The 26,510-nt window shown below is 72.6% G+C and carries 22 protein-coding genes; 14 read left to right on the forward strand and 8 right to left on the reverse strand.

Features of this window, described 5'->3' with window-relative positions:
- The first annotated feature begins 290 nt into the window (after positions 1-290).
- The 3 genes from ACQVFL_RS10880 (at position 291) to ACQVFL_RS10890 (ending at position 3,382) form a co-directional block, all read left to right on the forward strand.
- Complete coding sequence (locus tag ACQVFL_RS10880) at positions 291-1,031, forward strand: ThuA domain-containing protein (RefSeq protein WP_396695337.1); 741 nt, start codon at positions 291-293, stop codon at positions 1,029-1,031.
- A complete protein-coding gene (locus ACQVFL_RS10885) occupies positions 971-2,071 on the forward strand; it encodes a Gfo/Idh/MocA family protein (protein ID WP_396695335.1) in 1,101 nt (366 codons plus the stop codon). The genes ACQVFL_RS10880 and ACQVFL_RS10885 overlap by 61 nt, the downstream gene beginning before the upstream one ends.
- A 174-nt stretch (positions 2,072-2,245) precedes the next feature.
- A complete protein-coding gene (locus ACQVFL_RS10890; protein ID WP_431729278.1) occupies positions 2,246-3,382 on the forward strand; it encodes a carboxylate-amine ligase in 1,137 nt (378 codons plus the stop codon).
- Between the two features lie 100 nt (positions 3,383-3,482).
- On the opposite strand, the gene ACQVFL_RS10895 is transcribed toward ACQVFL_RS10890, so the two are convergent.
- The 7 genes from ACQVFL_RS10895 to ACQVFL_RS10925 all read right to left on the reverse strand — a co-directional run bounded on the left by ACQVFL_RS10895 (position 3,483) and on the right by ACQVFL_RS10925 (position 11,984).
- Positions 3,483-5,267, reverse strand: coding sequence for an N-acetylglutaminylglutamine amidotransferase (locus tag ACQVFL_RS10895; protein WP_431729279.1), 1,785 nt, complete (start codon positions 5,265-5,267; stop codon positions 3,483-3,485).
- A gap of 794 nt (positions 5,268-6,061) precedes the next feature.
- A complete protein-coding gene (gene wecB, locus ACQVFL_RS10900) occupies positions 6,062-7,234 on the reverse strand; it encodes a non-hydrolyzing UDP-N-acetylglucosamine 2-epimerase (protein ID WP_431729280.1) in 1,173 nt (390 codons plus the stop codon).
- 3 nt (positions 7,235-7,237) lie between these two features.
- A complete protein-coding gene (locus ACQVFL_RS10905; RefSeq protein WP_396695327.1) occupies positions 7,238-8,095 on the reverse strand; it encodes a choice-of-anchor P family protein in 858 nt (285 codons plus the stop codon).
- Positions 8,083-9,864: a glycosyltransferase gene (locus ACQVFL_RS10910; protein WP_431729281.1), complete on the reverse strand. Its 1,782-nt coding sequence runs from the start codon at positions 9,862-9,864 to the stop codon at positions 8,083-8,085. The genes ACQVFL_RS10905 and ACQVFL_RS10910 overlap by 13 nt, the downstream gene beginning before the upstream one ends.
- Positions 9,854-10,408 (reverse strand): hypothetical protein, encoded by a 555-nt coding sequence (locus ACQVFL_RS10915; RefSeq protein ID WP_396695323.1) that lies wholly within the window; start codon positions 10,406-10,408, stop codon positions 9,854-9,856. The genes ACQVFL_RS10910 and ACQVFL_RS10915 overlap by 11 nt, the downstream gene beginning before the upstream one ends.
- On the reverse strand, positions 10,405-10,548 hold the full coding sequence (locus tag ACQVFL_RS10920) for a hypothetical protein (protein ID WP_161595048.1): 144 nt from the start codon (positions 10,546-10,548) through the stop codon (positions 10,405-10,407). Before ACQVFL_RS10920 ends, ACQVFL_RS10915 begins: the two co-directional genes overlap by 4 nt.
- 260 nt (positions 10,549-10,808) lie before the next feature.
- Entirely contained in the window at positions 10,809-11,984 is a 1,176-nt protein-coding gene (locus ACQVFL_RS10925; RefSeq protein WP_431729282.1) for a GDP-mannose 4,6-dehydratase, read from the reverse strand.
- A 114-nt stretch (positions 11,985-12,098) separates the two neighbouring features.
- Between ACQVFL_RS10925 and ACQVFL_RS10930 the strand changes: the two genes are divergently transcribed.
- Genes ACQVFL_RS10930 through ACQVFL_RS10980 form a run of 11 tightly spaced genes read left to right on the forward strand, consistent with a single transcriptional unit; the run spans position 12,099 to position 25,147 of the window.
- Positions 12,099-13,136: a sugar transferase gene (locus ACQVFL_RS10930; RefSeq protein WP_396695319.1), complete on the forward strand. Its 1,038-nt coding sequence runs from the start codon at positions 12,099-12,101 to the stop codon at positions 13,134-13,136.
- Positions 13,129-14,685 (forward strand): lipopolysaccharide biosynthesis protein, encoded by a 1,557-nt coding sequence (locus ACQVFL_RS10935; RefSeq protein WP_396695317.1) that lies wholly within the window; start codon positions 13,129-13,131, stop codon positions 14,683-14,685. Before ACQVFL_RS10930 ends, ACQVFL_RS10935 begins: the two co-directional genes overlap by 8 nt.
- The gene (locus tag ACQVFL_RS10940; protein ID WP_431729283.1) at positions 14,682-15,530 is read left to right on the forward strand and encodes a class I SAM-dependent methyltransferase; all 849 of its coding nucleotides are present in this window, start codon (positions 14,682-14,684) and stop codon (positions 15,528-15,530) included. The genes ACQVFL_RS10935 and ACQVFL_RS10940 overlap by 4 nt, the downstream gene beginning before the upstream one ends.
- Positions 15,530-16,384, forward strand: a complete 855-nt coding sequence (locus ACQVFL_RS10945; protein ID WP_396695313.1) for a class I SAM-dependent methyltransferase — start codon at positions 15,530-15,532, stop codon at positions 16,382-16,384. Before ACQVFL_RS10940 ends, ACQVFL_RS10945 begins: the two co-directional genes overlap by 1 nt.
- On the forward strand, positions 16,381-17,724 hold the full coding sequence (locus tag ACQVFL_RS10950; RefSeq protein ID WP_396695311.1) for a glycosyltransferase family 2 protein: 1,344 nt from the start codon (positions 16,381-16,383) through the stop codon (positions 17,722-17,724). Before ACQVFL_RS10945 ends, ACQVFL_RS10950 begins: the two co-directional genes overlap by 4 nt.
- Entirely contained in the window at positions 17,717-18,877 is a 1,161-nt protein-coding gene (locus tag ACQVFL_RS10955; protein WP_431729284.1) for a glycosyltransferase, read from the forward strand. Before ACQVFL_RS10950 ends, ACQVFL_RS10955 begins: the two co-directional genes overlap by 8 nt.
- Positions 18,874-20,175, forward strand: coding sequence for an O-antigen ligase family protein (locus ACQVFL_RS10960; RefSeq protein WP_396695307.1), 1,302 nt, complete (start codon positions 18,874-18,876; stop codon positions 20,173-20,175). The genes ACQVFL_RS10955 and ACQVFL_RS10960 overlap by 4 nt, the downstream gene beginning before the upstream one ends.
- The gene (locus tag ACQVFL_RS10965) at positions 20,175-21,116 is read left to right on the forward strand and encodes a glycosyltransferase family 2 protein (protein WP_431729285.1); all 942 of its coding nucleotides are present in this window, start codon (positions 20,175-20,177) and stop codon (positions 21,114-21,116) included. Before ACQVFL_RS10960 ends, ACQVFL_RS10965 begins: the two co-directional genes overlap by 1 nt.
- On the forward strand, positions 21,116-22,330 hold the full coding sequence (locus ACQVFL_RS10970) for a glycosyltransferase (protein ID WP_396695303.1): 1,215 nt from the start codon (positions 21,116-21,118) through the stop codon (positions 22,328-22,330). The genes ACQVFL_RS10965 and ACQVFL_RS10970 overlap by 1 nt, the downstream gene beginning before the upstream one ends.
- Entirely contained in the window at positions 22,330-24,258 is a 1,929-nt protein-coding gene (locus ACQVFL_RS10975; protein WP_431729286.1) for a hypothetical protein, read from the forward strand. The genes ACQVFL_RS10970 and ACQVFL_RS10975 overlap by 1 nt, the downstream gene beginning before the upstream one ends.
- Positions 24,259-24,289: 31 nt before the next feature.
- On the forward strand, positions 24,290-25,147 hold the full coding sequence (locus ACQVFL_RS10980) for a TylF/MycF family methyltransferase (protein ID WP_396695299.1): 858 nt from the start codon (positions 24,290-24,292) through the stop codon (positions 25,145-25,147).
- 5 nt (positions 25,148-25,152) lie between these two features.
- On the opposite strand, the gene ACQVFL_RS10985 is transcribed toward ACQVFL_RS10980, so the two are convergent.
- Positions 25,153-26,187, reverse strand: a complete 1,035-nt coding sequence (locus ACQVFL_RS10985) for an LCP family protein (RefSeq protein ID WP_396695297.1) — start codon at positions 26,185-26,187, stop codon at positions 25,153-25,155.
- Between the last annotated feature and the right edge of the window lie 323 nt (positions 26,188-26,510).

The following is a 26,510-nucleotide window of genomic DNA, read 5'->3' on the forward strand; positions in this document are numbered from 1 at the left end:
ATGCTCCACTCAGATTCTGTCGGGTGCCGCGCCGCAGCCTTTCTGATGCAGGTGGGTGCGGTCGGTCAACGGCGGTCAGTTCGATGCGACAGCTACCGTGGCTGCGCAGGTCAAGGCAGGTCGTCGCCCAGGCGTGGCGGCACACATATGCCTGCCACTGGGTAGGTACGCCTTGATCGACGAGGGCGGCGTGGGCGAAGGTACGGGTACGGTAATCGATGGTCGTCACGGTTCGGGCGTCGGTCGGGTGCGCGCGGCGGGCCGGGGCGACGGATCGGGGAGGAGCGGGTGTGGTGCAGCGGAGAGCCCTCGTGGTCCGGGGCGGGTGGGAGGGGCACCGGCCGGTCGAGGCGACGGAGCTGTTCATCCCGTTCCTCGAACACAATGGATTCGCGGTGCGGGTGGAGGAGTCGACGGAGGTCTACGCCGACGCCGCCGAACTGGCCGCGACCGACCTCATCGTGCAGTGCGTGACGATGTCGCAGATCACCGGGGAGCAGGTGGCGGGTCTGGCTGCGGCGGTCGTCGCCGGTACGGGTTTCACCGGCTGGCACGGCGGGATCGTCGACTCGTTCCGGGCCTGCTCGGACTACCTGCACCTGGTGGGCGGCCAGTTCGCCGTGCACCCCGGTATCGAGCCGTGTGCCCGTAGCGGCGGGGAGAAGGACAGCTTCCTGCCGCACTCGGTCACGATCACCGACCTCGGCCGGGAGCATCCGATCACCGCCGGGATCGAGGACTTCGACCTGGTCACCGAGCAGTACTGGGTGTTGCACGACGACCTGATCGACGTGCTGGCCACCACCACCCACCCGACTCAGGGGTGGCACCCGTGGCACCGGCCGGTGACCTCACCGGCGATCTGGACCCGCAACTGGGGAGCGGGGCGGATCGTCGTGACGACTCCGGGACACAGCCTCGACGTGCTGGAGCAGGCGGGTGTCCGTACCGTGATCGAGAGGGGAATGCTGTGGGCGAGCCGCACGGCGTCGGCATCGTCGGACTCGGGGTCATCTCCCGCGCGTACCTGAACACGCTCGTCGGCCATCCCAGGGTGCGCGTCGTCGCGGTGGCCGACCTGGACGAGGCGCGGGCCGTCGCCGTCGCCGCGACGACTCCCGGCGTCGAGGCGACGAGTGTGGAGCGACTGCTCCACCACCCCGAGGTGGCGACGGTGCTCAACCTGACGATCCCGGCGGCGCACGCCGAGGTCTCGGGTGCGGCGGTCGACGCCGGGCGCAACGTCTACGTCGAGAAGCCGCTCACGGTCGCGCTTCCGGACGCCCGGTCGCTCATCGGTCGGGCGGCGTCGGCCGGTGTCCGGGTGGGTTGCGCGCCGGACACCGTTCTGGGCACCGGTACGCAGACCGCCCGGGCGGCGATCGACGGTGGACTGATCGGTCGGCCGCTCTCCGCATCGGCTGTCATGGTGACCGCGGGTCACGAGCGTTGGCACCCCAACCCTGACTTCTACTACGCCCCGGGCGGCGGTCCGTTGCTGGACATGGGGCCGTACTACGTCTCGGCGCTGGTCCATCTGCTCGGGCCGGTCCGAACGGTGATCGGGGCGGCGAGTCGGCTGCGTGACTCCCGGGTCATCGGTGCGGGGCCCCGCCTCGGGCAGCGGATCCCGGTCGAGGTGCCGACCCACGTGAGCGGGGTGCTGGAACACGCGGATGGTGTCCTGTCCACTCTGACCACCAGTTTCGACGGTGTCGCGACGACGGCTGCGCCGATCGAGGTGCACGGGGAGAGCGGCACGCTCGCCGTACCCGATCCGAACAACTTCGACGGCGAGGTCCGTCATCTCGCGCTCGGCGGCCCCGGGTGGGGTGTCCTCGAACCGGCGGCGGGCTACGTCGGCGCCGCGCGGGGGGTCGGCCTGATCGATCTCGTCGGGGCCGACGAGGCGCGTGGGCCACGGGCCAGCGGTGCGGTGGGGCTGCACGTCCTCGACGTGATGACCGCTCTGCTCCGGTCGGCGGCCGAGGGCCGACGGATCGAGTTGACGACGACGGTGGAACGTCCCGCACCTGTCCCGTTGACCCCGGTCGAGGACTGGTCTCGGTAGCCGGGAGGTCGGGTCAGCAGGTGCGTGGCGTCGGAGGGGGTCGGCCCCGCCGGGATCGCCGTGTCGCGCGGCCTGACCGGGGTCGGGTCGGCACGTCGTTTGCCGGTGACGTGCTCGGGAAAGCGGGGTCTGCGGCGGCGGGCATCGTCGCCCCTGGCGGATGGGACGTCGAGGATGGGTGATCGCGGGGTGTCGGCGCCGGAGTTCGAGGTGTCTCCGCCCCTGACGGTGGGCGTCGAGGAGGAGTTCCTGCTGTTGGACCCGGCGACCGGGGAGAGCCTGCCGGTGGCCGGGCAGGTGCGGGCCGCGTTGCACGGTGACGCCCGGCGGCAGAGCCGGCAGGAGTTCCGGCACAGCATGGTGGAGATGGTCACCCCGGTCTGTACCGAGTTGACCGAGTTGCGGGAGCACCTGCTGACGCTGCGGCGCGCCGCCGCGGACGCCGCCCGTGCGGCCGGCGCGAGCCTGGTCGCCCTGGGCGCCACCCCGGTGCGGGACGGGCACCGATCGGTACCGGACGAACCGCGCTACCACGCGATGTCCCGACGCTTCGGCCCGGTCGCGCACGATCCGGCCGTCTGCGGCTGTCACGTGCACGTGGGCCTACCCGACCGGGAACTGGCCGTCCAGGTCGGCAACCACCTGCGGGTGTGGTTGCCGGTCCTCCACGCCGTCACGGTGAACTCACCCCTGCACGACGGGTACGACACCGGGCACGCGAGCTGGCGTTCCATGCAACTGGAACGCTGGCCGAGCCTCGGGCCCACCCCCTACTTCGCCTCGGCCGCCGAGTACGACGCCACCGTCGCCGACCTCGTGGAGGCCGGGATCATGCTCGATCCCGCGATGGTCTACTGGTACGCCCGTCCCTCGTCGAACTATCCGACGATCGAGATCCGGGTCGGTGACGTCTGTCCGAGCGTCGACGACACCGTGCTGCACGCGGCGCTGGTCCGTGCCCTGGTCGCGACCATGGTCGACGACATCCGGCGCGGCACTCCGGCACCCAGGCTGCGCAGTTGCCTGGTCGCCGCCGCCCACTGGCGGGCCGCCCACCACGGCCTCGACGGTGACCTCGTCGACCTGCGGACCACCCGGCCCCGGCCCGCCTGGGACCTGGTCGCCGACCTGCTGACCACGGTCAGCCCGGCGTTGACCGCCCACGGCGACCTCGACTACGTGGTGCGGCAACTCGACCGACTCCGTCGGATCGGCACCGGCGCCGCCCGGCAGCGGCTCCTGCTCGACGACACCGACGGTGACATCCCCGCGTTGCTGCACCACCTCGCCACCCAGACCACCACCGGCTGACCGGCACCGGCCCGCACCGCCTCGACAAGCGCCGACGGGTCTCGGGGGCCGCCACAGCCGGGCGGGGGCGCTGGGTTCCGGGCGCACCGGTGTAGGTCGGTCAGTGGATGTCGTGGGTCTGGAGCCAGAGTTCGAGCAGGCCGAGCTGCCAGAGCTTGTTACTGCCGGCCGCCGCCTGCGCCGCCTCGGGGTCGTCGAGCAGGTGCGCGACGTACTCCGGACGGAACAGGCCCCGCTGCCGGGCGGCCGGTGCCCGCAGGGCGTCGACGACCAGGTCCCGCACCGCGCCGTCCACGTTGCGCAGCGCGGGAACCGGGAAGTAGCCCTTGGGGCGGTCGATCACGTCGGCGGGCAGCACCTCCCGGGCGACCTCCTTGAGCACACCCTTGCCGCCCTGGGCCACCTTGTGCTCCGGCGGGCACGCCGCCGCCAGCGCCACCAGATCCTGGTCCAGGAACGGGGTACGGACCTCCAGCCCCCAGGCCATGCTCATGCTGTCGACCCGCTTGACCGGATCGTCGGGAAGCATCCGGTGGGTGTCCAGCCGCAGGACGGCGTCCAACGCGGTCTGCGCACCCGGCGCGGCCAACTCGGCGAGCAGCAGCTCCCGGCTGGCATCGTGGTCGCACACGTACGCGGGGGACACCACCCGGCACAGTTCGGCGTGATCGCGGTCGAAGAACGCCGACGCGAACGTCTCCGCCGCCCCGTCACGCGGCACCTGGGCGAGCGGCTGGTGGTAGCCGTACCCGGCGAACACCTCGTCGGCGCCCTGCCCCGACTGGGCCACCTTGACATGCCGAGCCACCTGCTCGGACAGCAGGTGGAAGGCGACCACGTCGTGGCTGCCCATCGGCTCGGTCATCGCGGCGACGGTGGCGCGTACGGCCGGCACCAGATCGTCGTCGGCGAGTCGGATCCGCCGGTGGTCGGTGTCGAACGTACGGGCGACCAGATCGGAGAAGCCGAACTCGTCGCCGGCCTCACCGCCACGACTGTCGAACCCGATGCTGAAGGTCCGCAACTGCTGCTGCCCGGCCTCGGCGAGCAGCGCCACGATGAGACTGGAGTCCAGTCCGCCGGAGAGCAACACCCCGACCGGTACGTCGGCCACCAACCGCCGACGTACGGCCGTGCGCAGCGCCCCGCCGAGGGCCGCCCGCCACTCCCGGGCGTCCATACCGGAGTGGGCGGGGTCGCGGGCGTACTCGGGTCGCCAGTAGACGCGGTCGCGGCTGCGCCCGTCCGCCTCGATCACCCGTAGCGTCGCCGGTGGCAGCTTGCGCACGCCGCGCAACACCGTGCGGGGTGCCGGGACGATGGAGTGCCAGGAGAGGTAGTGGTGCAGGGCCACCGGGTCGATGGCGGTGTCGACGTCACCGCCGCGCAGCAGCGCGGGCAGGGTCGAGGCGAACCGTAGCCGTCCCGGCGTCTCGCTCAGATAGAGCGGCTTGATGCCGAGGCGGTCGCGGGCCAGCACCAGCCGCCGCCGCGTCCGGTCGACCAGCCCGATGGCGAACATGCCGACCAGGTGGTCGACGAACGCTTCACCCCAGTGTGCGTACGCGACGAGGACGACCTCGGTGTCGCTGGTGGACCGGAAGTGGTACCCGGCGGCGCGTAGCTTCTCGCGCAACTCCGGATAGTTGTAGACGCAGCCGTTGAAGACCAGGCCGAGCCCGAGATCCTCGCGCACCATCGGCTGGGCGCCGGCGTCGGAGAGGTCGATGATGGTCAGCCGTCGGTGCCCGAGGGCAAACCAGTCGTCGCTCCACAACCCGTCGCCGTCCGGCCCCCGGGACCGCATCGCCGCGCTCATCCGGGCCACCGCGTCGGTGTCCGGCGTCGCGCCGTCGAACCGTGCCTCACCGCCGATGCCGCACACGTCAGTGGATCCTGGTTCCGGTCGGAGCGGACGGCACCGGGACGACTCCTGTCTTCGGTGGCAGGTCGTGGCGGTGCGCCGCGCGGTGCCCGCCGAGTCGGGTGGGCGGCCCGCATACCCGCTGCTCACCGGCACAAACCCGGACCGTGCTCGTACCGTCACTCGCGCCGGTCTCGGCCACCCTCGTGTCGTCCTCGGTCGCCCTCGTGCTGACGGCCCCGGCTCGGCTGGCCGCAGCGAGGGCGCGTCCGCTGTCGGGCCGGTCGGAGCGGGCGGCCGATCTGTTGCGCGTGCCGCTGCTCCGGCCGGTGCGGTCTGCCGTCGACCCGCGTGCATCGGTAACCCGTGCGGCTCGCTGGCAGGTGGGTAGATCTGTTGTCGCTCCAGCGACAACAGATCTACCCACCTGTCCCCTGGGCGCGCCTTGATCCCCGCCATACGCGCTGGGGCCGGCTCCGCCCCGCGGTGTCGGTCGGGGACGGTGTCGGTCGGGTTCAGCCCCGCGAAGGCGGAGCGTGCCCGGAACGGTGTCGGTCGGGGTCGGCGCGGCGGAAGCGGGGTCGGCCCGGGACGGTGTTGTTCGGGCAGGCCCCCCGACGGCGGAGCCGACCCGAACGACGTAGACGGGTGTCAGCGCAGTCGAAGTACATGGCGAACTCGTGTGGGGTGGGCGCAGGCGTACCGGGTCGAGCTCGGGCGTCCGCGTCGGCCATCTGCCCGGCGTCGCCCCGGCCCTCCCACCGAGCCCGACCGACCCGCATCGACGCTGTCGTCGGGGCGGTGCGCCGGGCGGCTCAGACCCGGGTGGTGTGCGGTACGGCGGCTGCGGGCCGGCGGCGGGGGTACGGGGCGTCCGGCAGGCCCAGCAGGGCGGTGATCGCGCGTCCGCAGCGTCGGGCCGCGTGGCCGTCGCCGAAGGCGAGGCTCTCCACGGTCGGCGTCGGGTGGTCGAGCCGGTCGCACACCGCGCGGACGATCCGGTCCGGGTCGGTGCCGACGAGGTCGCCCAGGTGCTGCGCGACGATCTCCGGTCGTTCGGTCGCGGCGCGGGTCACCACCACCGGTACGCCGAGGCTGGCGGCCTCCTCCTGGAGGCCCCCGGAGTCGGTGACGACCACCCGGGCGGCGCGGAGCAGACCGATCATGTCGGGGTAGGGGAGCGGGTGCAGCAGGCGGACGTTCGACGCGTCCTCGACCCCGGCCCGGACCTGGGCGGCCAAGCGCGGGTTCGGATGCGTGATGAGGGCCAGCTCGACGTCGGCGTGGGTCGCGGTGACCCGGGTGAGCGCGCGCAGCACCTGGCTGATGCCGGTGCCCCAGTTCTCCCGTCGGTGCGCGGTGGCCACGATCAGCCGACGGCCGGGGTCCACCCAGGACGGTACGCGGGCCAGGCCCTCGCGGAGCAGCGTGTGCACCGCGTCCACCACGGTGTTGCCGGTGACCACGACCCGGTCGGCGGGGACTGCCTCGGCGAGCAGGTTGTCCCGTGCGGTGGTGGTCGGGGCGAGGTGCAGCGCGGCGATCCGGGCGAGCATGGCCCGGTTGGCCTCTTCGGGGAAGGGCTGTGCGAGGTCGTGGCTGCGCAATCCGGCTTCCAGGTGGATCACCGGGATCCGGTTCCAGAAGGCGACGAGCCCGCCGACCAACGCGGTGGTGGTGTCCCCGTGCACCACCACCGCGTCCGGCCGGTGGAGGGTGAACAGCTCCTCCACGGCGGTGCTCAACCCGGCGGCGAGTTCGGCGAGCGTGCCGGTGTCCCGGGCGACGCTCAGGGTGGCTGCGGCGTGGAGTCGGAACGGCGCCAACGCCTCCTCCACCCGGCCGGGTTGCTGGCCGGTGTCGACCACCGTCACCGCCAGGCGTGGGTCGTGACAGAGCAGGCGCACCACTGGCGCGATCTTGACACCCTCGGGACGGGTACCGGCCAGGACCATGATCTGGCGGAGGCCCACTCTGTCACGACCCATCGGTCAGCTCCGGCGCGCGGCGCGGCGACGGTGCAGGAAGAAGCCACCGGTGCCGGCGACGACCGCGCCGAGACCGAGGGCGACCGGTGCGCCGGCCAGCGGGATCACCGGGATGGGCGGTGCCACGGCGTTGACGCCGCAGCTCGATGAGCCGATGACCACCGACGCGAGCGCGCCGCCCAGCGCGGACAGGTCCAGGGCGGTGACCGTCAGTTGCCCGGTGGCGGAGCTGCTCTGCCCGTTGAGGGTCAGGTTCAGCAGCCCCGGAACGCTCAGCCCGGTGTTGGGCGCCGGGTTGACCGGCAGGCTGAGCAGCGTCGTCGGGATGCCCAGCAGGGTCGAGACGATGCGGGCGTTGACCAGGGTCGCCGAACCGGTCGCCGACGGGCTGCTGGTCGCGGTGCACTCGGAGTAGATGGCGTCCGCGACCAGGGTGATGGTGGCGAGCCCGTTGGCCCCCAGCGTGAGGGTCACCTCGGAGCCGGGGGTCACGATGCACGAGCCACCGGTCCCGATGGTGATGGCGCCACCGGCACCGAGTACGCCGGCACAGGCGGCGGAGGTGCCGTCGTTGTAGGCGCGGACGGACTGCCCGAGCACACCGGCGGTGATCACCGTCTGGCCGCCGAGCACGGACAGCGGCGGGCTCGTGTTGCCCGAGATCGACTCGGTGGTGCCGTCGTTGGTGGCGCTCGCGGTGCCGGAGCTCGCCAGACCACCCCCGACGAGGCTGATCTGGAGTGCGGAGGCGCTGGACTGCGAGGTGTCGGCCATCGCTGGCGACGCGACGGCCAGGGCCATCACCAGACCGCCGGCGATCGCCGTCGCAGCCCGGGCGACGCCGGACCTTACCTTGTGCATGTGAGATCTCTCTTTCTGTATCTGACGGTGACGTCGGGGCGGTCGAACGGGGTGGGCTGTACCGGGGGTTGCGGCACGGAGACCGTGCCGCGCGGGCGGTAGTGCGGGCGCCGAACGGCGGCGGTGCCGCTCGCCGGGGCAGCGCCAGGAACAGCGGCCGTGCCGGTGGCCGTTTCCGTGCCGGTGGCCGGGGCGACGCCGGTCACCGTGGCGGTGCCGGGGACAGTGGCGGTGCCACGGACAGCCGAGGCTTCGGAGACAGTGGACCTGCCTGTCACGGTGGCCCTGCCGATGGTCGCGGTCCTGCCGATGGTCGTGGCCCTGCCGGTCGCGGTGCCGGTGGCCCTGCCGGTGGCAGCGGTCGTGCCGGTGGCCGTGGCCGTGGTGCCGGTGCCGGTGGTGGTGGGGAGGGAGGGCGGTGGTGCGGGCACCTCGTCGGGGGCCGCAGGCTGATCGGCGCCCCGGGCGGTCTTCTGCCACTCCGAGCGGGAGGTGAGCATCCGGGCGAAGGCGAACCAGACGGCCACCGACTGCACGTAGCTGTAGATCCAGTGACTGACGCCGAGGCCGAGCGCATGGGAGACGGCCAGGTGCGGCTCGCACCGGTTGCGGTAGACCAGGCCCCAGATCGCGAAGGGCAGCACACCGAAGACCACGATCAGCGGCAGTACGCCCCAACCACCTGCCGTCCACCAGCCGATCAGGCCGCCCGGCGTGCGGGACACGTACCAGGCGAGGACGGCGAGGCAGCCGAGGTAGACCGGGGTGCCGAAGAGCTGGAACCACGGTGCGGCGAGGAAGTGCGTGATCTCCAGGGTGGCGGAGTTGCTGATCCGCCGGGACTGGAGCACCGCGGCGAGGTAGCGCCCGCACTGCATCGAGCCCTGGGCCCAGCGGGTCCGCTGGCGGATCAGGGGACGGATCTTGGTCAATGCCTCCTGGGCGACCCAGCTCTCCGCGCAGTATTCGGTGCGGCTGCCCTGGAGCAGGATGTGCAGGCCGAGTTCGAAGTCCTCCAGCAGGGCGCCGTGCCAGGGCGTGCCGTGCTCGGCGGCGAGCTGCTGGAGCAGCGACACCCGGGTGAACTGGCCGTTTCCGCCCATCGCCACGCTCGCGGTGTGGCGGCGCAGCGACTGCATGGCGGCGATCGGCGCCCGGAACTCCATGTCCTGCAACCGGACCAGCAGCCGGGCCAGCCGACCCAGTCCGTGGGTCGGTCGGGCGCACTGGGTCATGCGGACCTCGACCTGGACGGCGGCGACCGTGGCGGTGCCGAAGTAGCGCGGGCCGGCGAGTGCGGAACGGCACCGGGGGTCGAGGTAGCTGTCGGCGTCGAGGACCCCGAGGATGATCCGTTCCGGGTCGGCGTCCGCCGGCAGGTGACGTTCGATCGTCTGCCAGGCGGCGTTCAGGGCCGCTCCCTTGCCCTGCACGGCGTCCGGCAGCCGGCGGGAGATGATCCGGATCCGGGGGTCGGCGGCGAAGGAGTGCAGGACCGCGTCGGTGCCGTCGTCGGACGCGTCGTCGACGCACCAGACGGTGACGTCCGGCAGGTCACGCAGCAGCCGGTGCAGGGTGTCCGCGATGACGCTGGCCTCGTTGCGGCACGGGATGACGATGTGCCAGTCGAAGCCGGTGTGGTCCCCGCCGCGGGAGCGTTGGGTACGCAGGTGCAGCACCAGGATGCTCAGCACGTACGCGCAGAAGTAGACGCAGAGCAGGAACGCCGCCGTGTTCAGGACGGCCAGGGACTGAAGCTCAACGGGCACCTGCGGACCTCCGTACCCGGTTTCCGCGTCCCATCAGGAGGAGGAAGACGATGGCGACGGCGATCAGTCCGACGGTGCTGATCGCCGAGCCGATCAGGACGTGGCTGCGCTGGTAGCCGACCTCGAAGCCCCACAGCCGCATCGACGCGACGACGGCGGCGAGGCGCATCTGGTTGACCACCACGAGCAGCCCGACGGCGAGCGCCACCGCGACCAGGCCCCGGGCCAGCGTCACCCGCCGGAAGCCGACCAGCAGCGCGGCCAGTACGAACGGCGGGATCAGCAGCAGTGCCACCGAGCATCCGGTGGAGACCAGGAAGCCGACCCAGCGCTCGCCCAGCGGGAAGATCACGGCGGCGCCGATGGAGTCGGTGTCGGCCAGCCCGGTGGCGGCGACGAGGCGTGCGTTGAGCCACGCCTCGACCACCGCCACGTCGTGCCACCGGTTGAACAGCAGGGTGCCCAGGGCGATGCCACAGACCGCGCCGAGCGACGCCTGGAACCAGCTCGCCACGGTGGACCGGGTGCTCGGCCGGTCGCTCATCTGGGTCGGCTCACGAAGGTGGCGAGCCACAGGGCGGCGCCGAGCAGGACCAGCCCGATCCCTACGAGCAGCCAGGACTGAATCGCCACTCCGGTCGTCGCGAGCCCTCCGCCGATCGCCGGACCTTTCGTCGGGTACATCCGTCCTCACCTCTCCGTTGTGAACGCCGCCTGTCAAGCGGCCAAAGCGAACATATAGGACATAAGCCCACGTAGCGGATTTTCCTCTAACGTGACGGAGGTTCGCGAAACGGTCGTGCGGGTCCGCGTCGGCGCGCGCGGGCGCAGCACGAGCGCCCGGCCGCCGGCCTGCCGGTCGGGCCGCGCGGACGCGGGTCGACCGGCCCGGCCGGATGCCGGGCGCTACGAGGTGACGGTGCTCGGTGGAGTGGTGCGGAAGGTCAGTGGCCGACGCCCACCGGCTGGCCCTGGCGTGGCTGGTAGGCGCGCTGGGCGCCGGTACGCCGCCGTCGTGCCTCCCGCACGGTCAACTGCACGCCCTCGGTGAGGCCGATGGTCGGGCGCCAGCCCAGTTGGGCGAGGGCCTTGCTGCTGTCCAGCGCCATCCGGCGTACCTCCTGCGGGTGCGGATGCGGCGCGTAGTGCGGGTCGCAGTCCACCCCGACCACCGAGCAGACCAGCTCGAAGAGGTCGTTGACGGTGGTCTCCCGGCCGGTGGCGATGTTGACCAGCCCGGCGCCCGGGTAGTGGCAGGCGCGGGCCACCGCGTCGGCCACGTCCACGATGTGCACGTAGTCGCGGGTCTGCTGGCCGTCGCCGTAGATGGTGGGCGGCTGGCCGTTCAGCAGGGCCTCGGTCATCAGGGCGACCACGCTGGTGCCGCCTCCGGTCGGGCGCGGACCGTAGACGTTGCCGAAGGCCAGGGCGGTGTACGACATGCCGTGTTCGCGCCGGTACCAGTCCAGGTAGCAGACCCCGACCGCCTTGCTGATGCCGTACGGGCTGGTGGCCGCCAGCGGCCGGTCCTCCCGGATGGGCAGGGCGTCGGAGGCGACGTTGCCGTAGATCGCACTGCTCGCCGCGTGCACGAACAACCGGACTCCGCTGCGCGCGCAGGCGTCCAGCACGTTGATCGTGCCGAAGGTGTTCACGTCGGCGTCGAACAGGGGCGATTCCCGGGCGGCCTGGAGGCTGCCCTGGCCGGCGAGGTGCACCACGACCTCGGGCCTCCATTCGTGGATCACGTCGACTGCCTCGGCGGTGCGGATGTCACCCCGCAGGACATCCGACTGTGACAGCCCGCCGTATGCGGCGTCGGCGAGGTTCTCGACCCGGCCGGTCGAGAAGTCGTCGAGCACTTTGACGTGAATCCCCATCAGCATCAGACGCGCGACGACGTGACTTCCGATGAATCCGGCTCCGCCGGTCACCAGTACGCGATTGGGAACCGAGCTGCCTTGCGCGGATGGCTCGGCTCCGTTCGGCGGAACTTCCATCGTGAACTCCTTGGCGGCGGGGTGGTCAGTTCTGCGGGCATCGGCGGTGTGACCAGCCAATTCTCCGCTATGAGCAGGATCATTCTGACATATCGCCCTCAAACGGATGTCAAATACCATAAACGAAAAAGCTTTGTTTTGCGGCAAATGAACTGTTTATGCCGCTGAATCGTTCATAGTGCTGTCGAGAGCATTCAGGGGAGCGCTCCGCCGCGTGGCGAGGAGGTAAGCCACATGGAGAAACCGTCGGTCGCCGTCCCGTTCCACGAGGACCTGCGCACGACGGCCCCGGAGCCGGTACGTCGACACGGCCGTGAGTTCCTGCTCAACGGTCATCGACGCGGCTCGGGGCAGCAGACGGGGGAACCGGCACGCGGTCGCGTCCGCGCGTTGGTGATCGAACCGGTGGAGACACCGGCACGACCGGACCGGCTCAACGACGAGTTCGACGTCGTCCTCCGGCTGCCCGTACCCGCCGACGTCGACCAGCTCACCGCGGTGCTCCGACGCCTGCGGCCCAAGCTCCTGCTGCTCAAGAACTCGCTGGACAGCATCGACGCACCGATCGTGGCCGCCTGCCGGCAACTGGACGTGGAGATCCTGGTGCTGGCGCGGCCGGTCTACGGGCTGCTGCCCACGCCCAGCCTCCGACGCTTCGGCGGGCTGCCCTGGATCCGGCTCCGGTCAGGACCGCACCGGCGCACCGGCGAACGCGTCAAGCGCTACCTCGACCTCGGCGTCATCGCGCTCAGCGCGATCCTGGTGCTCCCGCTGATCCTCGCCATCACCGTGGTCGTGTCGTTCACCGGGCCGCCGTTCTATCGCCAGCAACGCGTCGGCGCGGGCGGACGACTGTTCTTCATGGTCAAGTTCCGCACCATGCGACCCGGCGCGGAACGCGAGACCGGGCCGGTGCTCGCCCAACCGGACGACCCCCGGATCACCCGCGTCGGCCGCCTGCTGCGACGTAGCCGTCTGGACGAACTCCCGCAACTGTGGAACGTCGTACGCGGGGACATGAGTCTGGTCGGTCCCCGTCCGGAACGGCCCGAGTTCATCGCCGAGTTCCGGCAGTTGCCCGACTACGACCTGCGCCACCTGGTCCGGCCCGGACTCACCGGGCTCGCCCAGCTCACCGGGGGTTACGCCGCCACGGTCGAGGAGAAGCTGCGCTGCGACCTGCTCTACCTGAACTGCCGATCGCTGCGGATGGACCTGACCCTGCTGGCGCTGACCGCGCTGGAGTTGATCCGGGGTTTCCCTCGTGGCTAGCCCGACCGGCACGGTCGGCGCCCGGCTGACCCGCAACACGTTGAGCATGCTGGGCGCCCGCATCGTCATGGCGCTGGCCGGCCTGGTCTCGCTGCCCGTCGTCTACCAGCACCTCGGGCCGGAGGCGTTCGGCGTCTGGGTGCTGCTGACCGGGTTGCTCGCCATCGCCGCCCTCTTCGACCTCGGGCTCGGCTCGGCGCTGGTCCGGGAGGTGGCGGCGGTGGACAGCCAGGCCGGTCCCGCCGACGTCCTGCGGCGACTGCTCGGGCTCGGCCTGGCCTGGGGCCTCGTGCTGGGCGGACTCACCTTCTCCGTCCTCGCCGCCGGCTGGCCCTGGATCGCCCAACTGCTGCGACTCGGCGAACTGACCCGCGACGCGTGGCACGCCACCCTGTGGCTGTTGCTCGGCGTGGTGGCCGGCGGGGTGGAACTGCCCTGGCGCGCGGTCCTCGAAGGCGTCCAGCGTTACGGCGCACTCGCCCTGGTCAACGCGGTGACAGCGGTCCTCGGCGCGGTGCTCACGATCGCGGTGGTCCGGCTCGGCGGCGGACTGGTCGCGCTCGCTGCGGCTGCCGCGTCCACCGGTGCGATCCGGACGATCCTGCTCGCCGCCGCGGCGTACCACCGGCACCGCGACCTGACACCCCGCTGGGGCCGCCTGGCCGGGCCCGACCTGCGCCGGGTCGGCGGGTACGGCCTGCGGGTCCAGGTGTCCAGCGGTGCCGCCGCGGTGAACGTGGAACTCGACCGGCTGGTGCTCGGCGGATTCTTCGGACCGGCGGTGGCCGGCGACGCCGACCTCGGCACCCGCCTGCTCAACCTGCTGCGCCTGCCACCCGGCTTCGCGTTGCTGGTGCTCTTTCCCGCCGCGGTGCGCCGGACGGTCACCGGCGGCCGGGCCTGGCTCGACGCCTTCTACCTGAGCACGGTGCGGCACCTGGCCGTCTTCCTCGCACCGGCCGCGGCGGCGCTGATGGTCAGCGCCGACCCGCTGGTGCGGCTCTGGCTCGGACACCCGGTCTCCTGGGCCGGGGCGACCATCGCCATCCTCGCCCCCGCCTACGCGCTCAACCTGATCATGGGTGCCGCCACCATCGTCGCCCGCGTCGAGGGCCGGCCCGGTCTCGAAACCCGCTACGTGCTGCTGTCGGTCGCCCTCAACGTGGCGCTGACCGTACCGCTGCTGATGCTCGCCGGACCGCTCGGCGTGCCGTCCGCGACGGCGCTCGCGGTGGTGCTCGCCACCGGGTACTTCCTGGCCCACTTCCACCAGGCCACGGGGCGTCCGATCCGGCCGGTGCTGCGTACGCTCTGGCCACCGATCGCCGCCGCGACCGTGGCGGGACTCGCCAGCGCCGCCGTCGTCGGGCACCTGCCGGACGGCCCGGGACGGCTCGGGGCGGCACTGGCCGTGACCACCCGCGCCGGCCTGACCCTGACGCTCGCCGCCGCGCTGCTGGTCGGATGCGGATACCTGAACACCGACGAGCGGGCCCGGCTGCGTTCGCTCGCCCGACGGACCCGCACGCTGACCGGGGTACGCCGATGAGCCTCGACGTCCGACCCACCACCTGCCTCAACTGCGGCGAGGGCCAACCGCACCGGGCCGACCTCGACGGCGTCGTGTGCCGCTGCACCTGCTGCGGACTCGGCTGGACCGTGCCCGATCCGCACGCCGCCCCGGCCCGCTACGACCTGGACTACTTCACCGGCGGCGGCTACGAGGACTACTTCCTGGCCGCGCCCCGCCGGTTCGAGGCGGGGCGGCGGTTGCGGTGGTTGTCGTCGGTGGTGCGGCCGTCGGTGTTGGTGGAGGCGGGGTGTGCGGGGGGTTATTTCCTGGAGGCGGCGCGGGGTGCCGGTTTCACGGTGACCGGGGTGGAGGTGTCTCGGGTGGCGGCGGCGTTCGCCGTGGAGCACCTGGGTGTGCCGGTGCGGCAGGGGTATTTCGAGCAGGTCGCGCCGTCGTTGCGGGCGGATGTGGTGTGTGCGTGGCATGTGTTGGAGCACGTGGACGATCCGCGTCGGTTCCTGCAGGCGGCGCGGGAGGTGTTGACGCCGGGTGGGTGGTTGGCGTTGGAGGTGCCGAACATCGCCTCGGCCGCCGCACGCCGCCTCGGCCGCCGCTGGCCGGGACTCCAGCCGGAGTACCACCCCTGGCACTTCACCCCGACCTCGTTGACCCGGCTGTTGGCCGCCACCGGCTTCGAGGTGGTCCGGCAGGACACCACGGTCTTCCGGTTCTACATGCCCGTCGCATACCGGATGCGACACGCGCGGCGGCTGCTGCCGCCGGACCTGATCAACCTGCGCTCGCCACGCCTGACCCATCGGTGGCGGGGAGACCTCCTGCGGGTGATCGCCCGCAGGCCGCGAGACGGACGGAACGGCTGATGAAGCTCAGAGACGACGAACTGACCACCTGCGCGTTGTGCGGCCGGGACGGCCGGGCCGCCCCGGCGCTCGACGGCGTGCTGCGCCGCTGCACCGACTGCGGCTTCCTGTGGACCGCCGGCCCCGCCGTGCCCCCGGACGAGCTGTACGACGAGGCGTACTACCTGACCGACGGCTACCAGGACTACTTCGCGTCCAGCCGGCAGCGCCGGTTCGAGGCGGGGCGGCGGTTGCGGTGGTTGTCGTCGGTGGTGCGGCCGTCGGTGTTGGTGGAGGCGGGGTGTGCGGGGGGTTATTTCCTGGAGGCGGCGCGGGGTGCCGGTTTCACGGTGACCGGGGTGGAGGTGTCTCGGGTGGCGGCGGCGTTCGCCGTGGAGCACCTGGGTGTGCCGGTGCGGCAGGGGTATTTCGAGCAGGTCGCGCCGTCGTTGCGGGCGGATGTGGTGTGTGCGTGGCATGTGTTGGAGCACGTGGACGATCCGCGTCGGTTCCTGCAGGCGGCGCGGGAGGTGTTGACGCCGGGTGGGTGGTTGGCGTTGGAGGTGCCGAACATCGCCTCGGCCGCCGCCACCCGTCTCGGTCACCAGTGGCCGGCGGTCGCGCCCGAATACCACCGCTGGCACTTCACCCCGACCACGCTGACCCGGATGCTGCGCCAGACCGGCTTCGAGGTGGTCTCGTACGACACCGTCTTCTCCCGGTTCTACTGGCGACCGATGGCCCGCCTGCGGCAGGCCCGGGACCTGCTCGTCGCCGACGTCGCCGCCAGCCGGTCGCCCCGGATGCGCCATCCACTCCTCGGTGACCTGCTGCGCGTCTTCGCCCGCCGGGACGCCACGGCGGTGACCCGATGAACCCCGAGCCCCGGCACGAGGACGCCCCGCCGTCGGTGTCCATCCTGCTGACCAGTTGGAACACCCGCGAGCAGACCCGGCAGTGCCTGGAGTCGCTGGCCGCGACCGTGCCACCCGACCTCGACTACGAGGTGGTGGCGGTGGACAACGCCTCCCGTGACGGCTCGGCCGACCTGCTCGCCCGCGCACCCCGGGTACGCCTGATCCGCAACGCCCGCAACGTCGGCTTCGCCGCCGCCGTGAACCAGGCGTACCGCGAGGCGCGCGGTGACCTGATCCTGCTGCTCAACAGCGACGTCGCCTTCCATCCCGGCGCACTGTCCACAATGGTGACGTTCCTGCGGGATCGACCCGAGGCGGCCGGCGTCAGCCCGCTCTATCTCAACCCGGACGGCACCTTCCAGCAGCACTACGTGCAGCAGCCCAGCTTCGCCGCGGCACTGGCCCTGGTCACCGCGCTGCGTCGGGTCCCCGGCTTCCGGCAGGCGCTGCACACCTTCCAGATGCGCGGACAGGACTTCGACCGGCCCCGACGGCTGGCCTCGGGTAGTTGCATGCTGCTGCGCCGCGCGGCGCTGCCCGCGCACCACATCTTCGACGAGCGGTTCCCGGTCTACTGGAACGACGCCATCCTCGCCCGGCAACTCGACCGGGCCGGTCAGCAGCTCTGGATGACCCCGGACGCCGTGGTGACCCACGTCCGAGGTGCCTCCTGCCGGCTGCTCGGCCCGGCGATCCGCTTCCGTCACCTGCTCGGCAGCATGGTCGGCTACCTGCGGCTGACCCAACCCGGTCACCGGATCGCGCTGTTCCGGCTGATCGTCCTGATCGACCACGCGGTCAAGCGGATCTGTGGGCGAAACGTACAGCTCACCCTCGCCGACCTGCGGGCCGCCCTGCGCGGCGACGTCGGCCCGCTGCCCGACGGCGACATCCGGGACTGGCTGATCGTGTTCACCCGGACCCCCTCCGTCCCGCAGGCCGACCAGCCGGTGGTCACCGAGTCGCTGCTCGACGACCCGGACCGACGCCTGTTGCTGGTCGACCCGCCGGCACCCCGTCCACGCTGGCGAAGCCGGATCACCCACATCGACGACACCGCCTGGCATCTCAGCCCGCCGACCCCGCTGCCCTTCGGCGCGCGGCTGCGGACCGCCGACACGGTCAACCGGCGCTTCGCCGCCGCCGCCGTCCGGCGCTGGCTGGACCGCCAGGCCGGTGCCCGGCTGCTCCGGCTCGACGACGACACCGCCCGACCGGTGCTCGGCCGCGTCGGCGAGGACGAGGTGCTGCCGGCCGTGCACCGGGCACCGGTCAGACAGCGGGCCGGCCGTGACTGACCTGGGCAGCCGGGAGTCCCGGACCGCCCCGCCCGACGCGGCGGGGAACGCCGCCGAGTGGGTGGTCTACTTCAGCGCCACCCCGTGGCACGGGGGAGCGCACCGGCAACACGCCCTGGCCCGGCAGCTCGCCACCGGATACCGGGTGCTGTTCGTCGACCCCCCGGGGCTGCGGGTCCGGACCGGCACCACCGTGCGTCGGGTCGAGCCCGCCGTCTGGCACGTCGTACCGCCCACCCCGGTCCCGTTCGGTCGGCACCTGCCGACGGCCAACGCGGCCAACCGGCGCGCGGCGGTGGCCGCGCTGCGCCGCTGGCTGCGCCACGACGCGGCGGGCGTACGCCTGGTCTGGCTGGACGAGGACCTGGCCGCGCCCTGCGCCGGCCGACTCGACGCCGCCGCCGTGGTCTACGACGCCACCGACCTGGACTGGACCTTCACCCGCCGGTGGAACCGCCGCCACCTGCGCCGCAGCCTGGACCGGGCGGTCGCCGTCGCCGACCTGGTGCTGGCGTCCTCGGCCGCGTTGCCGACCCGGATGCCGGCCGGCCGGCACGCCCCGGTGGTGTTGCCCAACGCCTGCGACCCGGAGCACTTCGCCCCGCACGGACCGACCGTGTCGCGCCCGGTCGCGCCGACCCGACCGCTGATCGGGTACTGCGGGGCCGTCGACACCCGCGCCTTCGATGCCGACCTGGTCGCCCGGGTGGCGCGGGCCCGCCCCGACTGGACGTTCCTACTGGTCGGCCCGAGCACCCCCGCCGGCCGGGCACCCCTGGCCGGGCTGACCAACGTGCTGCTCACCGGCCCGATCCCGTACGTCGACCTGCCGGCGACGCTGCGCGCCTGCGACGTGGCGGTGATCCCGTACCGGATCGGCGGTCTGGTCGACTACGTGCACCCGAAGAAGTGCTACGAGTACCTGGCGCTCGGCAAGCCGGTGGTCGCGACGCCGCTGCCGGCGCTGACCGCGCTGACCGACGTGGTCCGCCTCGCCGCGGGCCCCGACGCCTTCGCCTCGGCAGTCGCCGCGGCGCTGACCGAGGCGACCGTCCCGGCACACATCGCCCGCCGCCGCGCGGTGGCCGCCGCCAACAGTTGGGCCGCCCGGGGAGAGCACCTGCACCGACTGCTCGCGGGGCTGGCCCGGTGAGCCGGGTCGTGGTCGGGGTGGGCGTGGCGACCGCCGGCGCCGCGCTCGGCACCGCCGTCTCACTGGCGGCCATGCTGCCCGGGGTCATGGCGCTGGCCGCCACCGGCGGACTGGTCTTCCTCGCCGTCTTCCTGCTCTGGCCGTGGACCGTCCTGCCGGTCGGCATCGTCGGCGGCGCGGTGGCCGGCAGCCTGGTCGGCGGGGGAGACGTCCGCACGTACGTGGCGGCGCACCTGCTGCTGCTGGCCGTCGGCGCGACCGCCCTGCTGATCCGCTACGCCCTCGGCGTCGGCCGGGGCGGCCGACGCACCGCCGCCGACACCGGCATGCTGGTGGTGATCGGACTGACCGTCGCCGCCGCCTGCTACGGCCTCGCCATCGGGAACCTGCCCACCGAGGTCGTCGTCGCCGGATACCAGATCGCCATCCTGCCGCTCTACTTCTTCCTGGCCACGCACACCCTCACCACGGACCGCCGGCTGATCGCCGCCGGGCTGCTCTACGTCGGCGTCGTGACGATCCTGGCCGCGATCTCGATGACCGTCCCCGGCCGGCACGGCGGGCTGCTCACGCTGCTCGCCGTCCCGCCCCTGATCTGGTACGCCGGACGGGCCCGAGGCTGGCGTCGGGTCGCCTCGGTGCTGCTCGCCGGCTTCTTCGCCATCGACGTGGTGCTCGCCTCCTACCGGGGGATCTGGCTCGCCGCCGGGGTGACCCTGCTGATCATGCTGGTCTTCGGCGGCCGGGCGGTCCGCACCGGGCTGGCCGCGACCGCCGCCACCGGCTGCGTCGTCGCCGCCCTGCTGGCCCTCGACCCCGGTGTACGCGAGCGCGCGCAGGAGATCGCCACCGGGCTCGAACAGTCCGCCGGCTACCGCGCCTCGGAGTCCGTCGTCGGGCTGGACGTCTTCGCCCAGCGGCCGGTCATCGGCGCCGGCCTCGGACAGTCCACCGCCGACGTCTACCTGGCCGACTTCGCCCTCACCGACGTCGGCCCGGTCTACCACGCCTTCTACGTGACGTTGCTGGCCAACGTCGGGCTGCTCGGCCTGGCCCTGGTGCTCTGGCCGGTGCTGCGCGGCATCCGGGCCGGCATCGCCGACCGGGACGGCGCGGCGCTGCCGTTCGCGGCCCTGTGCTGCGGTTTCCTCGGCGCGGCCGTGTTCGCCGCCCCCACCGACGGGCACTGGGAACTCGGGCTGCTGCCCGCGCTGGCGTTGCTGACCGTACGCGCGCACCGTGGCCGAGATCCCGGACGACTGCCCTCGCCCGTCCGGATCCCCGAGGCGGTGTCGTGATGGTCGACGCGACGGCGATCGTGGTGACGTACAACTCGCAGCGGCAGATCGGCGCCGCGCTCACCGCGCTGCGGCGTGCCGGCCTGCCGGTCCGGTTGGTCGACAACGGCTCCACCGACGGGACGGTGGCGCTGGTCCGCTCCGACTTCCCCGAGGTCACCGTCGTGTCCGGCACGGGCAACGTGGGCTTCGCCGCCGCCGTCAACCGGGCCGCCGCAGGGGTGCGCAGCGAGGTGCTGCTGCTGGTCAACCCGGACTGCGTGGTGCCGCCGGAGACCGCGCGGGCGCTGGTCGGGACCGTGCTCGGCCGTCCGGACGTCGGCGTCGCGGGGCCACGCCTGCACGACGACACCGGCCGGGTGGCGGTCAGCGCCCACCCGTTCGAGACGCTCGGCACGGTGGTGGCCAGCCGGTTCGGCGGACCGCTGGTGCCGGTGCCGGTCCGCCGGTGGCTGGGCGGACGACACCGGCGGGCGGCGTACGAGGCGTGCCTGCGCGGGGCCGAACCCACCCCGGTCGACTGGGTCTCGGGCGCCTGCCTCGCCGTACGCACCAGTCTCTTCACCGCCGTCGGCGGGCTCGACGAGGCGTACTTCATGTACTACGAGGACGAGGAACTCTGCCTCCAGGCCCGCCGTCGGGGTGCCGAGGTGCTCTATCTGCCGTCGGTGGCCGCGACCCACAGCGGCGGGGCGAGCAGCAGCGACCCGGCCTGGATCTGGCCCCACCTCTACCGCAGCATGCTGGTGTTCTTCAGCCGTCACCGACCCCGGTCGCGACGGGCCGTGCGGGCCGTCGTACTGCTCCGGGCGCTGCTGGGAGTGGCCCTGGCCACCGTACGGCTGTCCCTGCAACCACGGGCCGGCATCGCGCGGATGCGGGCCTGGACCCGGGTGGGCCGGATCGCGGTCACCCGTCTCCACACCGGAGGAAACCACTGATGCATGTACTGATCACGGTCGTCGGGGCGCGCACCGAGCACTGGATCGACCTGTTCGACTCGCTCTGCGAGCGACCCGACCTCCGGCTCACCGTGCTGGCGGCTGACGTGTCACCGACCACGCGCCTGGAGTTCGACCGGCTCGGTCGGCGCCATCCCGGTTTCCGGGCCCACCTGCTGCCGCACCGGCTGGGGGAGGGCCGGACCGGCCACATGGCGTCGGTCATGGTGCGCTTCGGCGGGCGGAGCGCACCGCCGGTGTCGCCGCCACCCGACGTGGTGCACATGATCGGCGAGGCCGCGTACCTGTCGACCTGGCAGGTCCTGCGGATGTGCCGGCGGCACTGGCCGACGGTGCCGACCACGCTGTACGCCGCGCAGAACGTGGTGATCCGCTTCCCGATGCCGTTCCCGCTGCTGGAGAGGTACGCGTACCGCCGGGTGGACATGGTCCTGCCGATCACCCCGGCGGCCCGGCAGGTGCTGCGGGTCAAGGGTTACCGGGGCGCGGCCACGACCGTTCCCCTGGGTGTGGACACCAGGATCTTCCGCCCCCGCCCCGAGCCGGAGCGCGGGCGGCCGTTCACGGTCGGGTTCGTGGGCCGGTTCGAGGCGCACAAGGGTGTGCTGGACCTGCTGCGCGCGGCCGAACTCGTCGACTGCGACGTGGTGCTGGTCGGCGAGGGCAGCCTGGACGACGACGTCGACCGGGCTGCGCGACGCCGTCCCGGGCGGGTCCGCCGGTACGGCTGGACCGGCCACACCGACCTGCCCGACGTGCTGGCGCAGATGAGCGTGCTGGTGCTGCCCGCGCTGGAGATCGTGCAGCGCAACGTGCTGCCGTGGGTCGGCATCCCGCTGCGCGAACAGTTCGGCCGGGTGCTGGTCGAGGCGATGGCCTGCGGCGTCCCGGTGGTCGGCAGCGACGTCGGGGAGATCCCGTACGTCGTCGGCGACGCCGGGCTGATCTTCCCCGCCGGGGACGTGGCCGCGCTCGCCGACCGGCTCGGCCGGCTGCGCGACGACCCGGCGACCGCCCGCGAACTGTCCGAGGCCGGGCTGCGCCGGGCGACCGAGGAGTTCGCCTGGGACCGGATCGCCGCCCGGCTGGACCGGGTCTGGCGACAACTGCACGAGGAACGAATGTCCGTACCCGTCCCGGCGCGAGCCGGTGAGAAGGCCCGCGACGACGCGGACCGGGAGGTGGCCGCGTGATGCGTACCGTCGACTTCAACGATCTGCTGGACACCAGTCGGCGGCGGGTAGCCCTGCCGCTGCTCGGTCTGCTCGCCGGGCTGGCGGCGGCGCAGGCGGTGACGCCGCTGCTGCCGGCCCGGTACGAGGCGCACGCCTCCGTCCTGGTGGTGGCCGACACGCCCGAGGGTGACCGTCCGGCGGAGATGAGCCTCGCGCTCGCCCAGAACCTGGCACCCACCGTCGCCAAGCTGATCGGCTCGCGGGAGGTGGCGGTGGCCGCCGCCGGTCGGCTGGGCCTGTCCGAGCGGGCGGTCGCCGGCAACGTGCACGGCACTTTCGAACCCGGCCTCCAGATCGTCACGGTGCGGGCCGACGCGGCCTCCGCCGGTCGGGCCGCCGCGATCGCGAACGCCGTCAGCCAGGCCATGGGCGACCAGTTGGAACGCCTCCGGCTTGGCGGTGACACGGTGGTCACCACCCGGGTGGTGGACACCGCGAGCGTGCCCACCCGGCCCGCGTTCCCCAAGCCGCTGTTGAACAGCGCCCTCGGCGCGCTCGTCGGCATGCTCGCCGGCTGGGGTGCGACGGTGCTCCGCGACCGTTTCGACCGCCGCCTGCGCGACATCGGGCAGATGGAGTCCCGCCTCGGCCTGCCGGTCGTCGGCACCCTCCCGCACCTGCCGAAGCGGTTCGCCCGGCACCACGGCGCCGCGTTGTTCGCCCGGCGGGAGATCGCGACGTCGACCCGGTCCACCGTCTCGGCGCTCAGTGTGCTCACCAGCTCGTCCCGGCGTCGGCTGCTGGTCACCAGCGTGCACGGCGACGACGGGGCCACTCTGGTCAGTGCCCTGCTCGGGCTGGCCATGGCGGCGGAGCGGCGCAAGGTCACCGTCATCGACGCGGCGGTCCGGGACCCCGCCCTGGCCGGCCACTTCCCGGACGCCTCGTTCACCTGGCAGCAGGTGCGCACCGGGCAGCACTCCCCGGCGCCGCTGCCCGACCTGCCGACGCTGACCGTGCTGCCGACCGAGCCCCGGGAGAGCCTGACCACCGTGCACGCGCGGGAACTCGGCCAGTTGCTCGACGCCCTGGCCGACACCGAGGACTGCGTGATCGTGCACGCGCCACCGGTGCTGGCCGGATGCGACACCGCGACCCTGGCCGAACACGTCGACGGGGTGCTGCTCGTGGTGGCGGCGGGGCTCACCAACCTGACCGAGGCGACCCGGGCGGCGCGGCTGGTGCGCCGGCTGAACCTGCCGCTGGCCGGCATCGTCGCGGTCGGCGCGATCGACCGGGCCGGGCAGCACGGTGCCGACGAGGTGCCGGCCGCGGGCCTGCCGGGCGGCACGAGCGTGCGACCGCCGCGGCGGGTGCCGTCGGGCGTGCACCGGGTCCGCGAGGTGGGCTCGGGCGGGCTGCACCGGGCCCGGGAACTACCGCCGGTGTCGCCGGCCGCTCCGCCGGCCGCGCCCGAACCGGCCCGGCCCGGACCGACGTCCACCGGCGACCAGACCGTACCGGTCGAGGTGGTCGCCGACGTGCGGCCGACGCCCGCCCGCGTCGACCACCTCACGCCCGCGCCGCCCCGGGTGGACCACCTCACCCCGGCGCCGCCCCGGCAGTCCCACCAGGACGTCAAGGTCACGGCCCGCTGGCGGTCGGTGCCGCCCTCGCCGATCGACGACGTGAAGCCCTGGTCCACCCCGCTGGTCGCGGGTGGTCGCGAGGCGGTGGGTTCGGCCCTGGGCCGCCCGTTGGCACCGCGCGCGGAGGCGTCCGGACGGGTCCACCGGTCCGCCTCGGCGGCCCCGATCGAGCCGGCGCCGCTGCGTCGCCCGGCGGACGCACCGGTCGCCCCGCAGTACGTCCGTGGTGAGCCGGTCACCGACTTCGACCAGCACCGACACACCACACCCGACGGTCCCCGTTGGCCGTCCAACTGAACCGCACCGAGTACCGATCAAGGAGTAACCGATGAGCGAGACGCTCACCCACCACCTGCCGTCCACTCTCAGCGACCCGCGGGCGATGTACTGCGACCTGCTGAAGAAGGCGCTGACCCGGTACGTCTTCCAGGAGACGTGGATGCCGTACCAGCCACGGGCGAGGTCGTTGCACGGCCGGGTCTACGCCCGGTACAAGCACCTGCTGCAACGGCGCGGCCTGGAACTGGTGTTGAAGTTCCCGTTCGACGCCGACGCGCGGGCCAACGGCCGGGACTGGCCGCCGGAGGCGGACACGATGATCGGCCTACGTCGGCTCGACAACCTGGAGCGGTGCCTGCGCGACGTGCTGGCACAGGACGTCCCGGGTGACCTGATCGAGACCGGGGTGTGGCGCGGCGGCGCGGTGATCTTCATGCGCGGCATGTTGCAGGCGTACGGCGACCAGAGCCGCTCGGTCTGGGTGGCGGACTCGTTCCGTGGCCTGCCCAAGCCGGAGGCGCACCGCACCGAGGACGTCGAGGACGCGCTCTGGGCGCAGCCGTTCCTCGCCGTCTCGCTCGACCAGGTCAAGAACAACTTCCGCCGGTACGGGCTCCTCGACGACCGGGTGCACTTCCTGCCCGGATGGTTCAAGGACACCCTGCCCACCGCCCCGGTCGAGCGGCTGTCGCTGATCCGGCTCGACGGCGACCTGTACGACTCGACCATGGACGCGCTCCGCAGCCTCTACCCGAAGCTCTCCGTCGGCGGGTACGTCATCGTGGACGACTACCACGCGGTCCGCGGCTGCAAGCAGGCGGTCGACGACTTCCGGGCCGAGCACGGCATCACCGACGAACTGCACCAGGTCGACTGGACCTGCCGGTACTGGCAGCGGACGAGGTGACCCGCTCAGTTCGGCACTGACGTGGTGGACCGGCTCGCGAACCATTCGTCGAGCCGGTCCTCGCGTACCGCCGTGAACAGGGCGGCGGACAACTCCTCGTCCAGCAGCACCGACGAGCCCGCCGGGGTGGTCAGGTCGGTGTCGGCGGCGGGAACCGTGACGAACCGCAGCGACTCCGCCGAGATCCGCCGGACCGCCAGCACCAGCTCGGTGAGGTCGAGTTCCTGGTCCACGGTCAACGACTCCGCCGTGGTGGTCAGCACCCGGTCCAGTCGGGCCGGGTCGGTGAGCAGGTTCTCCGAGGTGACCTTCTCCACGATGGCCCGCACCACGAACTGCTGGTTCTGGATCCGACCGAAGTCGCCGCCGGGCACGTGGTGCCGCTGCCGCATCAGGTCGTCGGTGTGGCGCCCGTCGAGTGGGTGGCAGCCGATCGGCCACCGGGTCCCGGTGTCGGTGGAGAGCACCTCGTACGGCAGGCAGACGGTGATGCCGCCGATCGCGTCGACGATCTGCCGCACGGCGGCGAAGTTGGCCACCAGGACGCCGTCGATCGTCACGCCGGTGAGCCGGTGCACGGTCTCGGCGGCCAGCGAGGCCCCGCCGAACGCCAGCGCCGCATTGATCTTGTTCTTGCCTCCGGCCCAGCTTCCCTCGCGCGCCGGCACGTCCACGTAGCTGTCCCGGGGGATCGACACCACCGTGGCGGCGTCCCGCGCGGCGTTCAGGTGCACCAGCATGATGGTGTCCGACCGCTGGCCCGGGTAGAGGCCCTGGTCCGGTTCGCCCTCCCGGGAGTCCGAGCCGAGCAGCAGCAGGTTCAACGGCCCGTCGGCCCACCGCTCGTCGTCGCGGGGCGCGGTGCCCCGGCCGAGGATGTCCTCCCGCTGCACCCGGCCCTCGTACCGGTGCTTGAGGCCGACGCCGAGCGTCACCAGGCCGGCGCAGGCGACGCCGAGCAGCGCGACCAGGGCGATGGTGGCCTTCTGCCACCCCGCCAGCCGTCGTCGGATGCTCGTCGGTGCGATGTCGTTGGTCATGTCGATCAGCGCTCTCTCGTCTCTGGTCCGGGGCGCACGCCGGGCGGGTGCTCGACCGTCGGCCGACCTTCCCGGCGGCTGCCCGTGAACGGACCGCTCCGCCAGTAATTATCCTCCCCAGAATGGACAAAACAGCAGAAAAGCTGTAATGGGGGCAGTGGGCCGGGGGTGCAGGACGGTCGTGGCGTGGGTGGGCGCAGAGCGGCGCGGCGGGTGGGTGGCCGAGAGGGCGGGTGGAGGGTGGGTTCGCTGTGCTAATTCGTATTAGCGTCTTGACCGTCGGGCGACCACACGCGCAGACTCATCGATCAAATGAACCGGTT

This window comes from Verrucosispora sp. TAA-831, from assembly GCF_050780145.1.
Classification (GTDB): domain Bacteria; phylum Actinomycetota; class Actinomycetes; order Mycobacteriales; family Micromonosporaceae; genus Micromonospora.

Coding starts and splice junctions, on each gene's coding strand:
- ACQVFL_RS10890 (WP_431729278.1), top strand. CDS start 2,246: ATGGGTGATCGCGGGGTGTCGGCGCCGGAGTTCGAGGTGTCTCCGCCC.
- wecB (WP_431729280.1), bottom strand. CDS start 7,234: ATGGGTCGTGACAGAGTGGGCCTCCGCCAGATCATGGTCCTGGCCGGT.
- ACQVFL_RS10905 (WP_396695327.1), bottom strand. CDS start 8,095: ATGCACAAGGTAAGGTCCGGCGTCGCCCGGGCTGCGACGGCGATCGCC.
- ACQVFL_RS10915 (WP_396695323.1), bottom strand. CDS start 10,408: ATGAGCGACCGGCCGAGCACCCGGTCCACCGTGGCGAGCTGGTTCCAG.
- ACQVFL_RS10920 (WP_161595048.1), bottom strand. CDS start 10,548: ATGTACCCGACGAAAGGTCCGGCGATCGGCGGAGGGCTCGCGACGACC.
- ACQVFL_RS10925 (WP_431729282.1), bottom strand. CDS start 11,984: ATGGTATTTGACATCCGTTTGAGGGCGATATGTCAGAATGATCCTGCT.
- ACQVFL_RS10930 (WP_396695319.1), top strand. CDS start 12,099: ATGGAGAAACCGTCGGTCGCCGTCCCGTTCCACGAGGACCTGCGCACG.
- ACQVFL_RS10940 (WP_431729283.1), top strand. CDS start 14,682: ATGAGCCTCGACGTCCGACCCACCACCTGCCTCAACTGCGGCGAGGGC.
- ACQVFL_RS10945 (WP_396695313.1), top strand. CDS start 15,530: ATGAAGCTCAGAGACGACGAACTGACCACCTGCGCGTTGTGCGGCCGG.
- ACQVFL_RS10950 (WP_396695311.1), top strand. CDS start 16,381: ATGAACCCCGAGCCCCGGCACGAGGACGCCCCGCCGTCGGTGTCCATC.
- ACQVFL_RS10965 (WP_431729285.1), top strand. CDS start 20,175: ATGGTCGACGCGACGGCGATCGTGGTGACGTACAACTCGCAGCGGCAG.
- ACQVFL_RS10970 (WP_396695303.1), top strand. CDS start 21,116: ATGCATGTACTGATCACGGTCGTCGGGGCGCGCACCGAGCACTGGATC.
- ACQVFL_RS10975 (WP_431729286.1), top strand. CDS start 22,330: ATGCGTACCGTCGACTTCAACGATCTGCTGGACACCAGTCGGCGGCGG.
- ACQVFL_RS10980 (WP_396695299.1), top strand. CDS start 24,290: ATGAGCGAGACGCTCACCCACCACCTGCCGTCCACTCTCAGCGACCCG.
- ACQVFL_RS10985 (WP_396695297.1), bottom strand. CDS start 26,187: ATGACCAACGACATCGCACCGACGAGCATCCGACGACGGCTGGCGGGG.